11 protein-coding genes and 1 tRNA gene are annotated in these 14537 nt (G+C 64.8%); 5 read left to right on the top strand and 7 right to left on the bottom strand.

Going from position 1 to position 14537, the window contains the following annotated elements; genetic code table 11:
- From FVW20_RS13405 to FVW20_RS13385, 5 genes are all read left to right on the top strand, one after another.
- Positions 1 to 1436, top strand: a 1436-nt coding sequence (locus FVW20_RS13405; protein ID WP_196610004.1) for an endonuclease MutS2, incomplete at its 5' end; no start/stop codon positions are given.
- Positions 1437 to 1531: 95 nt separating this feature from the next.
- The gene (gene dnaG / locus FVW20_RS13400; protein ID WP_196610003.1) at positions 1532 to 3331 is read left to right on the top strand and encodes a DNA primase; all 1800 of its coding nucleotides are present in this window, start codon (positions 1532 to 1534) and stop codon (positions 3329 to 3331) included.
- Complete coding sequence (gene rpoD, locus FVW20_RS13395) at positions 3324 to 5096, top strand: RNA polymerase sigma factor RpoD (RefSeq protein WP_196610002.1); 1773 nt, start codon at positions 3324 to 3326, stop codon at positions 5094 to 5096. The genes dnaG and rpoD overlap by 8 nt, the downstream gene beginning before the upstream one ends.
- 198 nt (positions 5097 to 5294) lie before the next feature.
- The gene (locus FVW20_RS13390) at positions 5295 to 6383 is read left to right on the top strand and encodes a GGDEF domain-containing protein (RefSeq protein ID WP_196610001.1); all 1089 of its coding nucleotides are present in this window, start codon (positions 5295 to 5297) and stop codon (positions 6381 to 6383) included.
- A 315-nt stretch (positions 6384 to 6698) separates the two neighbouring features.
- Positions 6699 to 8651 (top strand): multicopper oxidase family protein, encoded by a 1953-nt coding sequence (locus tag FVW20_RS13385; protein ID WP_196610000.1) that lies wholly within the window; start codon positions 6699 to 6701, stop codon positions 8649 to 8651.
- Positions 8652 to 8796: 145 nt separating this feature from the next.
- Here FVW20_RS13385 and rho read toward each other — a convergent pair whose 3' ends face one another.
- From rho to FVW20_RS13350, 7 genes are all read right to left on the bottom strand, one after another.
- Positions 8797 to 10047, bottom strand: a complete 1251-nt coding sequence (rho, locus tag FVW20_RS13380) for a transcription termination factor Rho (protein WP_231039103.1) — start codon at positions 10045 to 10047, stop codon at positions 8797 to 8799.
- A 347-nt stretch (positions 10048 to 10394) separates the two neighbouring features.
- On the bottom strand, positions 10395 to 10910 hold the full coding sequence (locus FVW20_RS13375) for a CarD family transcriptional regulator (protein WP_196609998.1): 516 nt from the start codon (positions 10908 to 10910) through the stop codon (positions 10395 to 10397).
- Positions 10911 to 11232: 322 nt separating this feature from the next.
- Entirely contained in the window at positions 11233 to 11841 is a 609-nt protein-coding gene (gene pth / locus FVW20_RS13370; RefSeq protein WP_196609997.1) for an aminoacyl-tRNA hydrolase, read from the bottom strand.
- A 302-nt stretch (positions 11842 to 12143) separates the two neighbouring features.
- Entirely contained in the window at positions 12144 to 12719 is a 576-nt protein-coding gene (locus FVW20_RS13365; RefSeq protein WP_196609996.1) for a 50S ribosomal protein L25/general stress protein Ctc, read from the bottom strand.
- Between the two features lie 62 nt (positions 12720 to 12781).
- On the bottom strand, positions 12782 to 13720 hold the full coding sequence (locus FVW20_RS13360) for a ribose-phosphate diphosphokinase (protein ID WP_012611636.1): 939 nt from the start codon (positions 13718 to 13720) through the stop codon (positions 12782 to 12784).
- A 49-nt stretch (positions 13721 to 13769) separates the two neighbouring features.
- Positions 13770 to 13845 (bottom strand) — tRNA-Gln (locus FVW20_RS13355).
- 62 nt (positions 13846 to 13907) lie between these two features.
- On the bottom strand, positions 13908 to 14537 hold a 630-nt coding region (locus FVW20_RS13350), incomplete at its 5' end, for a 4-(cytidine 5'-diphospho)-2-C-methyl-D-erythritol kinase (protein ID WP_372435002.1).

The raw sequence follows: 14537 nt of genomic DNA, 5'->3' as shown, positions 1-14537 counted from the left end.
CCCCGCACGCCACGGGCACGGGCAAGCCCGCCGCCGGGCATGGTGCGCAGCACGGTCCGCAGGCAGTGGACATCGAACTGCTGCCCGGCCAGCTTGGCCTCGTCATCAGCGGCGGCAACGCGGGCGGCAAGACGGTGTGCCTGAAGACGCTGGGCCTCATCGCGCTGATGGGCCTGGCCGGTCTGCCCGTGCCGGTGCGCCCCGGCAGTTCGCTGCCGTTCTGGTCCGACATTTTCGCCTTCATTGGCGATGAACAGAGTCTTGAGGACAACGTGTCCACCTTCACCGCGCAGATCCGCCACCTGAGCGGCGTGTGGGACCGCCTTGGTCCCGGCGCGCTGGTGATTCTGGACGAATTCGGCGCGGGCACGGACCCGGCGCAGGGCGCGGCCCTGGCCCAGGCCGTGCTGGACGAGGTGATGGACGCGGGCTCCACCGTGGTGGCCGCCACCCACTTCCCGGCGCTGAAGGCCTACGCCCTTACCCGCGACAAGGTGCGCGCCGCCTCGGTGCTGTTCGACCCCGTCACCAAGCGCCCGCTGTTCCGCCTGGCCTACGACCAGGTGGGGGCCAGCCAGGCCCTGGACGTGGCCCGAGAGCACGGCCTGCCGGAAGCGGTACTGCGCCGCGCCGAGCAGTACCTGTTGCTGGACGGCGAGGACACCAGCGCCCTGGTGGACCGCCTGAACACGCTGGCCGTGCAGCGCGAAGCGGAGATTTCCTCGTTGCGGGCGGAAGAAGCCCGCCTGCGCGACAAGCGCACCAAGCTGGACGAGCGGTTCGAGCGCGAACGCCGCACCCTGTTCGAAACCGTGCAGGGGCAGGCCAAGACCGTGCTTCAGGAATGGAAGTCCGGCAAGGTCAGCCACAAGCAGGCCCTTAAGGCGCTGGCGGAAACCCGCGCCCGGCTGGTTTCCGGCGCAGCGGGCAACGGCGATGCCGACGGCACGACGGGATCCGCCGACGCGACCCCGCCCGCGTTGCAGGTGGAAAGCCTGCGCACCGGGCAGGCCGTGCGCTATGTGCCGTGGGGCAAGAAGGGCAGCGTGGTAGAGGTGGACGCCCGGCGCGGCAGGGTGCGCGTGGACCTGAGCGGGGTGACCATGTGGGCCGAGGCTAAAGACCTGGCCGCATTGGACGAAAAGCCTCGTGTGGCCGTTGGCGCGGTGACCCGCACCATTTCGGACGCAACCGCATCCATGAGGGTTGACTTGCGCGGCATGCGTGCTGATGTTGCCGTAAGCGAACTTTCGCGTGCGCTGGACAAGGCCCTGCTCGCGGGCATGTCGGCGGTGGAGGCCATCCACGGTCGCGGCACCGGGGCTCTGCGCAAGGAAATCCACGCGTTTCTGAAGTCGTTTCCGGCCGTGCGGTCGTTTGCCCTGGCCCCGGAAGACCAGGGCGGAGACGGCGTGACCATCATTGAACTCAAATAGCTGGGCCAATTGCTGAAAGCGGTGAAAATGGAGCAGGGCGGTCCGCGCTCAGCGCGGTCCTCCCTTTCGCGCACCCGGAACACCGGAACGGCGGCATGAAACGCAGGGACGGCTCGGTCGTGCAGGCCATCAAGGCCCGCCTGAACCTCGTGGAGGTGGCGCGCCGCTACGTCGAGCTGCGCCATACCGGCGGCCCGCGCTGGATGGCCCCGTGCCCGTTCCACCAGGAGACCAAGCCTTCCTTCTCCATCAATGAGGAGGAAGGATTTTTCTACTGCTTCGGCTGTCAGGCCTCGGGCGACATTTTCGATTTCTACGGGCGCATTCACGGGCTGGAATTCCGCGAGACGCTGGAAGCCCTGGCCGAAGAGGCGGGCGTTTCGCTTGAGGACGACTGGAAGCCGGACCCCAAGGTGCAGCGCGAACAGTCGTTCAAGCGGCAGTGCCTGCGCATGTACGATGTGGCGCGCGAACATTTCCGGCGCAACCTGACCATCCCCGCCGGGCAGGAATGCCGCGACTACATTGCGCGACGCCAGCTTTCGCCGGAGATCGTGAACGGGTTCGAACTCGGCTGGAGCCTGCGCGAATGGTCGGCCCTGGCGGATGCGCTGCGCCGGGGGGGCTTTGCGCAGGCGGACGCCGCGCAGGCGGGCCTGCTTTCGCGCAACGACGCGGGCCGCATGTTCGACCGCTTTCGGGGCCGAATGATCTTTCCCATCAAGAACCTGGCCGGTCAGGTCATCGCGTTTGGCGGGCGCATCATCGCCGACGAGGACCAGGCCAAGTACATCAACAGCAGCGATTCGGCCATCTACAAGAAAGGGGAGCACCTCTACGGGCTGTTCCAGGCGCGCCGGGCCATGACCCAGCACAAGACGGCCATGCTCACCGAAGGGTACATGGACGTGCTGACCCTGCACCAGTACGGCTACAACATGGCCTGCGGGGTGCTGGGCACCGCGCTGACGCCGGAGCAGGTCAAGCGGCTGGGCGGGTTCTGCTCCACGGTGGAACTGCTGTTCGACGGCGACAACCCCGGCCGCAAGGCGGCCATGCGCGCCTGCGAGATGCTGCTGACGCGCGGCATGCGCTGCAAGGTGGTGCTGCTGCCCGACGGAGAGGACATCGACAGCCTGCTGCACGACCAGGGCAGGGACGCCTTCGAGGCGCTGCGCAAGAGCGCGCCCGACGGGCTTGATTTCTGCATCGACACCCTGCGCACGCTCTATTCGCCGGGCGACGCGCTGGAGTGGTCGCGCAACCTGTTGCGGCAGGCCGGGGCTGGGCACGCGGACGGCCAGTTGCTGGCATCGCGTTTTCTGTCGCGCATCGCTTCCGGCCTCGGCATCCGCGAGGAAGCCATCCGCGAAGGGCTTTCGGGCGATTTCTACAAGGGCGCGGCAGCCGCTGCGCCCGGTGCGCGAGAGGCGCGCAACCCCGCCCCTCAACGCCAGGTGGACGCGGTGCACACCAGCGGCGACGCCCCCGCCAAGCGCGACCGGGCGGTGATGTTCTTTCTGGTGCGTTACCCGCACCATTTCGCCCGCCTGCGCGAGGCAGGGGCCGAACTGGTGCTGGCCAGCCCGTGGGCACGGGAGCTGTGGGCCAAGATGGCCCGCCACGGCGCGGAACCGGAACAGCTGCTGCCCAATCTTTCGGAACGCGAAAAGGAATTCTGGATCAGGTGCAGGACGGGCGATGTCCCGCCCCGCGACAAGGAACTCGAGGAATTGCAGGATCTGCTTTCCGGCATCGAATCGGTGACCACACGGGAACTCGGCACATCGAGCATGATGGCCGCCCTTCGCCAGACGGCGACTTCCACCGACCCTGCCGCAGGCATTGAATTGCTCCGGGCCCTTCAGGAAACGTTGGGGAGATCGAATGGGTAACATCAAGGATATTCAGCAGATCAAGTCGCTCATCGCCAAAGGCAAGGTAAGCGGCTTTCTGACCTTCGACGAGGTCAACAAGGCCCTGCCGGCAGAGGTCAACACGCCCGAGCAGATCGAGGAGATCATCGGGATATTCGACCAGCTGGAAATTGCCATTGTCGATACCGAGAAGGACGGCAAGAAGATCTCCGTGTCGCCCGGCGAGTCGGAAGAGGAACCTTCCGGCGAGCCGGGGCTGGATCTCGTGGAGGACGAGGAGTCCGCGGACTACTCGTCGCGTTCCACCGATCCTGTGCGCATGTACCTGCGCGAGATGGGCGCCGTGCCGTTGCTGGACCGCGACGGCGAAGTGCAGATCGCCAAGAAGATCGAACTCGGCGAACAGGACGTGCTGTACGCCCTGGTGGAAGTGCCGGTGGCGGTCGAGGAACTGATCAACGTAGGCGAGGACCTGAAGCAGAACCGCATCAAGCTGAAGGATGTCGTCAAGACCATCGAGGAAGACGACCCCAGCGAAGATGAAATGAACCAGCGTTCGCGGGTCATCCTGCTGCTGGACGAAATCAAGCATACCTACAAGAAGAAGCGCAAGGTCTACGCCAAGCTGGACGACTGCTGCACCCTGGAACGCCGGGTGACAGCCATCCAGAAGGAAATCCTGGGCTTCAAGGAAGACATCGTCAATCGGCTGCGCGACATCAAGCTGGAAAAGACCCTCATCGACCGGATCATCGAGACGGTGGAAGACTACGTGCGGCAGATGCACAACTGCCAGCGCGACCTTTCCGCCTACATCCTGTCCACGGGCAAGACCCAGGTCGAGATCCAGGACATCTTCCGCATGCTGGAAGCGCGCGAGATGAACCCCGTGGCCGCGTCCGCGGCACTGGGCATGACGGTGGAAGAGCTGTTCTCGTTCAAGGAAATGATCATCGGCAAGATCGAGATCCTGAGCCGGTTGCAGGACAAGTGCTGTCACAACGTGACGGACCTCGAGGAAGTGCTGTGGCGCATCAAGCGCGGCAACACCCACGCCATGCGCGCCAAGCAGGAGCTGATTCGCTCCAACCTGCGCCTGGTGGTCAGCATCGCGAAAAAGTACACCAACCGCGGCCTGCAGTTCCTGGATCTGATCCAGGAAGGCAACATCGGCCTGATGAAGGCCGTGGACAAGTTCGAATACCAGCGCGGCTACAAGTTCTCCACGTACGCCACGTGGTGGATACGCCAGGCCATCACCCGCGCCATTGCCGATCAGGCCCGTACCATCCGCATTCCGGTGCACATGATCGAAACCATCAACAAGCTCATCCGCACTTCCCGCTACCTCGTGCAGGAACTGGGGCGCGACCCCACCCCCGAGGAAATCGCCGAGCGCATGGACTACCCCATCGACAAGGTGAAGAAGGTGCTGAAGATCGCCAAGGAACCCATCTCGCTCGAAACGCCCATCGGCGACGAGGAAGATTCCAGTCTCGGCGACTTCATCGAGGACAAGAAGGCCGTGGCCCCGGCGGAAGAGGTGGTCAACACCAAGCTGTCGGAGCAGATCGCCTCCGTCCTGGCCGACCTTACCCCGCGCGAGGAGCAGGTGCTGCGCAAGCGCTTCGGCATCGGCGAAAAGTCGGACCACACGCTTGAGGAAGTGGGCAAGCTGTTCAACGTTACCCGCGAGCGCATCCGGCAGATCGAGGCCAAGGCGCTGCGCAAGCTGCGCCACCCCGTGCGCAGCCAGATGTTGCGTTCCTACTACGAAAGCTAGAATTCGCGCGGCGCCCCATGGCGGCGCAACGCATTAGCTGATAACATCAGGGGCGGCCAGCAGGCCGCCCCTGCCGCGTGCTGGGGGGCGACGGACAGCCGTTGACCGCACGCGGTGGCGCATACGCCCGGTGCAACTCCGTACCGGCAATGCGATGTGTGGACCGAGCCTTGTACCGTTACGAAGAGCGAGACTCCCATGGCTGACACTACCTGTAACTGTTCGCGCCGCCAGTGCACCTTTTCGGGCGGGGATAGACTGTGCGAGATACTGGACCGTGCGGGCGTGCCCCACGACAGCAAGTGGCGCACGCTGATCTTCTACATGCGCGGGCTGGGCGAGTTCAGCACCATGAGCGACGACCAGAAGGCCCGCATCCAGCAACTGCTGGTGGACGTGCTGCACCGCCGCGACTTCAGCGAGCAAAGCTACCATGAGGTGCTGCGGGCCGACCGCGACATTCGCGTGGAGCCCTACGAATGCCGCATGCGCGAAGCCTTGCAGGAAACCGAGCGTCTGGCCCGCGAATTTCGCGCCATGCTGCACCAGCGGCGTGGCGACATGGACAAACTGGAGCAGGAAAGCGTGCGCGCCGTGGAGAGCGGACTGGACCCCACAGAAGTGGTGCGCCTGTTGCGGGCCACCTTCAGCGAGGTGCGCGAGCAGATGGACAATGACGCCATCCGGGTGGGCGAGTTGACTGTCACCGATCCGCTCACCGGCCTTGGCAACCGGCGCGCCTTCGACACGGCGCTGGCGGCGGGCGAGGCGGCCTGGAAGGGTGGCACGGCACTGGCGCTGGTGCTGTTCGACGTGGACCGCTTCAAGCGCATCAATGACCAGCACGGCCACCGCATCGGCGACCAGGTGCTGCGCACCGTGGCCGAGGTGTTGCGCCGCAAGGTGGACGATTGCAACCGCAGCCTGAATGATACGGCTGTGGCGTCTGCGGCGACCGAGGACGCCGGGGAATGCGCCTCTGTGGTGGCGCGCTTCGGCGGCGAGGAATTCGCCCTGGTGCTGACCGGAGAGGGGGCGCAGCGGGCTGGCGAGATTGCCGAGTCGGTGCGGGTCGGTCTGGAGGGCGTCAGCTTTGCCATTCGTGACGGCCAGGGCCATGTGGTGGAGCATGGCGTGCGCGTGACCCTGAGCGCGGGCGTGGCCCACGCCGGGCCGGGCATGGCGGAGCCGTTGACGGACAGCCTGTTCGACCTGGCCGACAAGGCCCTGTACGATGCCAAACGCGAAGGCCGCAACCGGGTGCGGGTGGCTATGGACGGCATCTAGGCGGGGGGCGTTCGTCGCAAGGCCGTCGCATTCGTGCAGCTAGCGCGTATGGTAATGTTCTTTATCCGATTGTTCCAAGGGTGCCGGAAGTCGGCAGCCCGTCTTCCCCGTCTCATGTGATGCCGGGGTGAAGACGCCTCGACCGCAGGGTCGGGGCGTTTTTCGTTGTGGGGAACCGCATCTGCGCCTGCACCGCGCATCTAGCGTCGTGTGCAGGATTGCGGCGGAGCAGGATTGGTGTATTGTCGTATGGTCTGCCGTATTCAACGCAGCGTGCGCGCTGTCGTCCTGCCAGTTACCCGGGAGGTTGCCACCATGTCCGCAAACGCCCGTACTCTCTCTGTGTCCGGTCACGATCGTACCGTTTGTCGCTCGCGCCTGAGCCGCCGGGATTTCCTGCGGCTTTCCGGTGGGGCAGCCCTGGCGCTGGGCATTGCGTCTGGACTGCCGCCATGGTTGGGCCGGGTGCGGGCAGCCACGCCGCACCTGATGTCCGGCGGGCCTTTGCCGCTGCCTGGCCAATCCGGGTTGTTCGGGTTGTTGAGCCCCACGGGGCCGTTCACCCTTGCGGCCATGCCGCAAACCGGTTTGTTGCCCGTCACCGGCGGCCCCATGCTGGCCTACACGGCGGAACATCAGGGGCGCGTCTGTCACAATCCCGTGCTGGTGCTGGACAAGGGGCAGGACTTCGCCGTGCGGATGGTCAACGGCCTGGGATCATTGGGGCCGGCACCCGGCGGAGGCGTCCACGGTTCCCACGGGGATCACGGGGGGGATGCACCCTCCGGTCCGGTCACCATCATTCACTGGCATGGCGTTGATTGCCCGTGGCGACAGGCCGGGCACCCCATGTACGCCGTGGGACCGGGCGAGCACTACGACTACGCATTCCCCATCACCAACCGGGCAGGCACCTACTGGTACCACCCGCACCCGCACGGTGACACCGCGCGGCAGGCCTGTCTGGGGCTGGCCTCCTTCTTCATCGTGCGCGACGACGAGGAGCGCGCCTTCGCCCGTGAACTGGACCTGACCCTTGGGACTACCGATATTCCGCTGGTGTTGCAGGACAAGCGCATCGGGGGGGATGGGGAACTGGTGTATGCGCCCACGCGGGACGAATTGTTCATGGGTTATCTGGGCGATCGGGTTCTGGTGAACGGCGCCCACCTGCCCACGCTGTCGGCGTCCACCCGGCTGTACAGGTTCCGCCTGCTCAACGGCAGCACGGCGCGCATTTTCAACCTGGCATTCACGGGCGGCAGTGGCGCGGGAAAGGCCGGGGCGCGCGTGCCCATGACCTTGATCGCCAATGACGGCGGGTTCCTGCCTGCGCCACGCCGGGTGGAAAGGCTGTTCCTGGCGCCGGGTGAACGGGCGGAGGTGCTGCTGGACCTGCGCGCCATGGAACCTGGCGAACAGGTGTGGCTGCGTAATCTTGCCTTCGATCCCATGCACAACGAGATGGAACACGGAAGTGACGGGGCCGGGCACGGTGCCGCTGGCGCCGCCCACATGGGTGAGGCCGTAGCGGCGGGTGCCACGGATGGGGTGGAGATGTGCCATGACGGCTCCATGCATCATGGCATGAACCGTGCCACCATGCCTGCCGTGACGGCCCCCCCCTTCAGGCCGAGCGCGCAAAGCGGTCAAGGCGGTCAAGGCGGACACGCGGGGCATGGCGGAGCACCGGCGGCCAGCGGCGCGCACGGGCAATCCGATGGCCTGGCCGAGGGTGGCGATTATCCCATCCTGCGGGTATCCGTGGACCGCGCGGAACGCTACGACCGCAACGTGCCCGAAAGGCTGGCCGCACCCGATGAGCCTGTGTCTGCCGTGGATGGGCCGTCCGCCTTCACCCGTGCGCTGCGACTGGAAGCCGACGGCAAGCGGTGGACCATAGCCGGAGAGACCTTTGCCATGGACCGTTTTCCCATTACCGTGCCGGAACGGCGGCGCGAGGCATGGGCCATGGAAAATGCGGTCCGCAGCATGCCGCATCCCATGCACCTGCACGGGTACTTCCTGCGGGTGCGCGAGCGGCGGGGCAGTCCGGCGCAAGTGCGCGCCCAGGCAATGGACGATACGGGCAGGCTGCCCACCGACCTTGGCCTGAAGGACACCGTTCTGGTGTGGCCCGGCGAAACCGTGCTGGCCGACGTGGACTTTGGCAGCCCCGCCTACCCCGGCGAGCAGATATTCCTGTTCCACTGCCACAACCTGGAACACGAGGACCAGGGGATGATGGTCAACGTGCGCCTGCCGTAGGTGCCGGACACGGGGGACGGTCCGCGGCAGGGCATGTCGTGCCTGTCGGCATACTGTCATGTCCGCGCAATGAAAGAATCCCGCCACCCCCATTCAGGGGCGGCGGGATTCGTGTTTCCGAGCAGGGAATCGTACCGCTGGCGCGCTACTTGTTCATCACGTTCAGGAACTCGCGGTTGCTCTTGGTGGCGCGCATCTTGTCCAGCAGGAATTCCATGCTGTCGATGGGTGACATGGGCGCCAGTATCTTGCGCAGGATCCACACGCGGTTGAGCACTTCGTCCGACAGCAGCAGGTCTTCCTTGCGGGTGCCGGTGCGGTTGATGTCGATGGCCGGGAACACCCGCTTTTCGGCAAGGTGGCGTTCCAGATAGATTTCCATGTTGCCGGTGCCCTTGAACTCTTCGAAGATCACTTCGTCCATGCGCGAGCCGGTGTCGATGAGGGCGGTGGCGATGATGGTCAGGCTGCCGCCTTCCTCGATGTTGCGCGCCGCGCCGAAGAAGCGCTTGGGGCGTTGCAGGGCGTTGGCGTCCAGACCGCCGGACAGCACGCGCCCCGAAGAGGGGGTGACGGCGTTGTACGCGCGGCCCAGGCGGGTGATGGAGTCGAGCAGGATGACCACGTCGCGCTTGCGTTCCACCAGGCGCTTGGCCTTTTCCAACACCATTTCGCAGACCTGCACGTGGCGCTGCGGCGGCTCGTCGAAGGTGGAACTGACCACTTCGGCGTTCTTCACCGTGCGTTCCATGTCGGTCACTTCCTCGGGCCGCTCGTCGATGAGCAGCACGATGAGGTACGCATCCGGGTGGTTGGCGTTGATGGAGTTGGCGATGGTCTGGAGCAGGATGGTCTTGCCGGTGCGGGGGGGCGCCACGATCAGGCCGCGCTGGCCTCGGCCCACGGGGGCCATCATGTCGATGACGCGGCTGGAGTAGTTCTTGTCCCCGTTCTCCATGATGAACTGGCGGTCGGGGTAGATGGGCGTCAGGTTGTCGAACAGGACGAGATTCTTGGCGTTCTCCGGCGGCTCGAAGCCGATCTCGGTCACCTTCAGCAGGGCGAAGTAGCGTTCGCCTTCCTTGGGCGGACGGATCTGGCCGGAAACCACGTCACCCTTGCGCAGGTTGAAGCGGCGGATCTGCGACGGCGAAACATAGATGTCGTCAGGGCCGGGCATGTAGCTGCACAGCGGCGAGCGCAGAAAGCCGAACCCGTCTGGCAGTATCTCCAGCACGCCGTCGCCGTAGATGGCGCCGTTCTGCGAGGCGCAGGCCTGCAGCAGGGCGAAGATCAGCTCCTGCTTGCGCATGCCGCTGGCACCTTCGACGCTGTATTGCTCGGCAAGCTCCATGAGCTCGCTCATGCTCTTGATCTTGAGTTCCGAAAGATTCATGGCCGTCTCGGAACCCTGGACGTTCTTCTTTTTCCTCATAGGCGTGGTGGGGACTGCTTTTGGAAGGGTGTGGGGGTGTATGAAAGGATGTAGCTACAGTCGTCCGCACGGCACGAAAGACCGCACAATGGCGATCGAATCGCAAACGTAGACTGTTGTCGGAGTGACGGTATGATGGAAAATCGTTGTGGTGGACGGGCGGGAACACTGTGCCGGGTCCGTAACCGGGTTTTCGTTGCCCGATAAGGAGGGGAGGGGACCCACAAGGGAGGTGTTGCAATGTTCGGTTGCTTCCACCCGCCGTACAAGGGGCTACCTAGCCCATTCGACAGGGGATGGCAAGTGGTCTACTCGCTTTTTTCCCTGGCTTGCAGGACATCCTGGAACATCTCTTCGATTTCGGCGCGCACGTTTTCCTGGGTCCGGTCCAGCACGCAGGCCAATTCCAGGGTAATCAACCCCATGGCCTGTTCCAGCAGGCGGCGTTCACCGAAAGAAAGCTCCTTGTCCCGGCCAATGAGCAGCAATTCGCGCAGTACATAGGCCACGTCCGCCAGGTCGCCGCTTTTCAGCTTTTCAGAGTATTCGCGGTAGCGGCGGTTCCAGTTCTGGCCGGTATAGCCGGTGAAGCCGGAGCGGTCGCGCAGCGATTCAAGGATTTCCGCCCCCAGTTCCGGTGCGCACAGGGAGCGCAGCCCGACATTGGCGGCATTGCGTACGGGCACCATGAGGGTCACGTTGTTGCCCAGGATGCGGACGATGTAAAAGTCCGTGGCAACGCCGCCAACCACTTGTGACTCGACGCGTTCGACCTTGCCGACGCCTTGAGCCGGGTAGACGACGAGTTGATCCTGGGCAAACACTCGGAACTCCATGCGGGGAAAACAAGGTTGAATTCGGCAGGAAAAGACACTCTAACCCAATCCGCAGCAAGAGTCCATCCCGCGGGCTGTCGGCAGCATTGTCCACGACATTGCCGGAGTATTCCCGTCACCGGGTCTCACGGCAGCGTGTGGGCAATGCAAGGGGCGGCAAGGCGCGGGGGGGGGCGTACCGGCAAGAAGCACGTATCGCGCCGTGAATCAGAATATGGGGATTGGCCCGCGTGCCGCCGTCATTTGCACGACAGGCACGGGTTTTCTGCCAAGGCCGCTTCGCCTGGTGCGGGCTGGCGCCCCTGTAGCGTCAGTCGGGCTTGCAGGCGTTGGCGAACTGGGTGGCGGCAGCCGCACCCTGGCTGGCAAAGGTGGTCATGGCCTGCACTGCGGCAGGCAGCAGCGCATCCAGCAGGGTCTGCTCCGGGCCGGAAAGCCTGCCCAGCACCCAATTGGTGGTCTCTCCGCCGTGGGGCGAGCGGCCAATGCCCAGGCGCAGACGGTGGAAGTCCGGCGTACCGAGCTGTTGGGTGATGGATTTCAGTCCGTTGTGCCCGGCATTGCCACCCCCGGTCTTGAACTTCATGCGGCCGAGGGGAATGTCCAACTCGTCGTGCACCACCAGGATGGCACCCGGCTTGATGCGGTAGTACGAGGCAATGGCCAGTACCGCCTCGCCGCTCAGGTTCATGAAGGTCTGCGGTTTGGCCACCAGCCACGGATCGCCGCCGGGGGTGATGCGGCAACGCCACAGGTCGTATTTCTTCTTGCCGCCGGAAAGCTGGTCGCAGCCGCCGTCCGTCTCGCGGGCGGCAGCCTCCATCAGCGCGTCCACGGCCATGAAGCCCAGGTTGTGGCGGGTGCGTTCGTATTCCTTGCCCGGGTTGCCCAGGCCGACGATGAGACCGGCGACGTTCATGCGCACAAAGGGGGTTGGAGTTCTGCGGGGCGGGTAAGGCGGCGGAAGGGGCGCTGTCAGGACACGGCGGCACCAGGGCGTCCGGGTGCAGGCAGGCGCCAGTGGACAGCCTGCCCGGAAGTGCAGCGAGGCAGGCGGGCCGGGTTCCGGAAACGCGGAAACCGGCCCCGCGCGTGGTGCGCGGGGCCGGAGGGAAACCGCGGTCCGAACCTTGGGAAGCCGCGCGTCATGTCGTCATATCCACGTGGGGATGCGCCGCATCAGGATGCGGCGGACGGCGGCGGCGTTCCCGGCCTCAGGCGTTATTCTTCGCCCTTGGGCGAAACAACGGCCACGATGGCGAAGTTGCGGTCGGCAATGGCGCAGACACCTTCGCCCAGGGGCAGGTCGTTCACGCTGATGGTCTTGCCGATTTCGAGGTCGGTCAGATCGATGGTGATCTTGCTGGGCATCTGCAGGGGCTTGGCGGAAAGGTCCAGCGCTTCGCGGTACACTTCCAGCTTGCCGCCAGCCTTCACACCCTTGGAGGTGCCGGTGAATTCGAGGGGCACGCGGATCTTGACGGGCTTTTCCAGGTCCACACCGCGAAAATCGATGTGCGAGAAGCGGTTCTTCACCGGGTGGTACTGGATCTGCCAGAACAGCGCCGGGTAGGTGGACTTGGTGCCGTTGTCATCCAACTCGATGTTGAAGACGGTGGTGCGGCCAACGGCTCCGAACAGCTTTTCGACGGGAAGCGTGTCCATTTCGATCGGCACGTTCAGGCCTTCGGCGTTGTAGAACACGCCGGGAACCAGGGTCTTGGCCCGCAGCTTGCGGTTGGCGCCCTTGCCGAGGCCGTCGCGCTTGCGCACGCTCAGGGTCTTCAATTCGGACATTGCAGTTCTCCTTAAATTCATTCCCGCGTAAGCATCCCGCCCCGCGTCGGAATGTGAATTGCTTATACGAAAAGCACGCTCACCGAGGATTCGGTGTGGATGTTGTGGATGGCCTTTGCAAGAAGGCCCGCCACGGAAAGCACCTTCAGCTTGCTGCAGGCAGCCAGCTTGTCGCCCAGCGGCACCGTGTCGGTGACGATGACCTGCGAGAAGGTGGAATTGCACAGCCGCTCGATGGCCGGGCCGGACAACACGGGATGCGTGGCGCAAGCCATCACTTCCTTGGCGCCGTTTTTCAGCAGCACCTCGCCCGCGGCACACATGGTGCCTGCGGTGTCGATCATGTCGTCCACCACGATGGCGATCTTGTCCCGTACGTCGCCAATGACGTGCATGGCGGAAGCCTGGTTGGGACGGTCGCGGCGCTTGTCGATGATGGCCAGGCCCGCGTTCAGCTTCTTGGCGAACGAGCGGGCGCGTTCCACGCCGCCCGCGTCGGGCGAGACGATGACGATGTCGCCGGCGTACGGGCGCAGGTACTCGAGAATGACCGGCTGCGCGTACAGGTTGTCCACCGGTACATTGAAAAAGCCCTGGATCTGTCCCGCGTGCAGATCCACCGTGACCACGCGGTCGGTACCGGCGGTGGTCAGGAAATCGGCCACCAGCTTGGCGCTGATGGGCGCACGGGGGCTGACCTTGCGGTCCTGGCGGGCGTAGCCGTAGTAGGGCACCACGGCGGTGACGCGACCGGCGCTGGCGCGCTTCAGCGCGTCCAGCATCAGGCACAGTTGCATCAGGTTGTAATTCACGGGCGAGCAGGTGGCCTGAACGACGAACACGTCGTCACCGCGCACGTTGTCGCCTATCTCGATGCGAATCTCGCCGTCGCTGAACGTCTCGCACAGGGCCGGGGTGAGCTGGCACCCCAAGTGGTTGCAGATGGCCTTGGCAAGGGCGGGGTTCGAGGTGCCGGTAAGAATCTTCAGATCACCGTGCATGTTTCGACTTCCGGCTTGTGGTTGCGATGGCAAGCGTCATCGGAAAAAGTGGCTGGGGCGGAAGGACTCGAACCCTCGGATGACGGGACCAAAACCCGTTGCCTTACCAGCTTGGCGACACCCCAGCATGAGGGAAATTTTGTTCGGGACGCAGGGGCTGGCCTGCGTGCGCCTTGCGGCGCGCATCTCACAGTGCGTGCAAAAAGGCCGCGATGTTGTCGTTGCGAAGTGCTTCGGCCACATCACGCGCCGTGCCGTGCTTTCTGAACAGGGCGAACAGGCTTGCGCCGCTCCCGCTCATCAGCGCGGCACAGGCCCCGCGTCGAAGAAGAAATTCCTTGGTCCGGCGCAGGGTTGCATGTGCCTGAAAAACAACTGGTTCAAAGCTGTTGGTCAGCCACGGTCCGCGAGAGAGAGGATTTCTATCTTCTAGACTTTCCGATGTCAAGCGAGGACGCAATGATTTCGCGTGTTGTCCGACCGGTGGGTGGTTGCCGGTCACGGCGTTGCAGCTTGGCGCGTCGACATGGGCGGCATCCCAGGCCCGATAGGCCCACGGTGTGGAAACGCGCACTGGCGGGCAGGCCAGCACCAGATGCATGCCCGCCAGTCCCAGGTCGGTGAACTCGCCGGGGGTGAGCGGGGTGAGCGCATCCCCGATGCCGCTGGCCCGCGCGGGGCCATCCATCAGAAAGAAGGGCACGTCTGCGCCCACACCGGCGGCCAAGGTGCGCAAGGCTTCGGGCGTGGGGGCCGCGCCGGGGGCCTGTTGCGCGCACAACGCAAACAGGTGGCGCAGCAGCACGGCGGCGTCGGC

This window comes from Nitratidesulfovibrio oxamicus, from assembly GCF_015731765.1.
In the GTDB taxonomy this organism is placed as follows: Bacteria; Desulfobacterota; Desulfovibrionia; order Desulfovibrionales; family Desulfovibrionaceae; genus Cupidesulfovibrio; species Cupidesulfovibrio oxamicus.
Note: the sequence above shows the minus strand (reverse complement) of the source record. Positions and strands in the feature narration are given on the sequence as shown.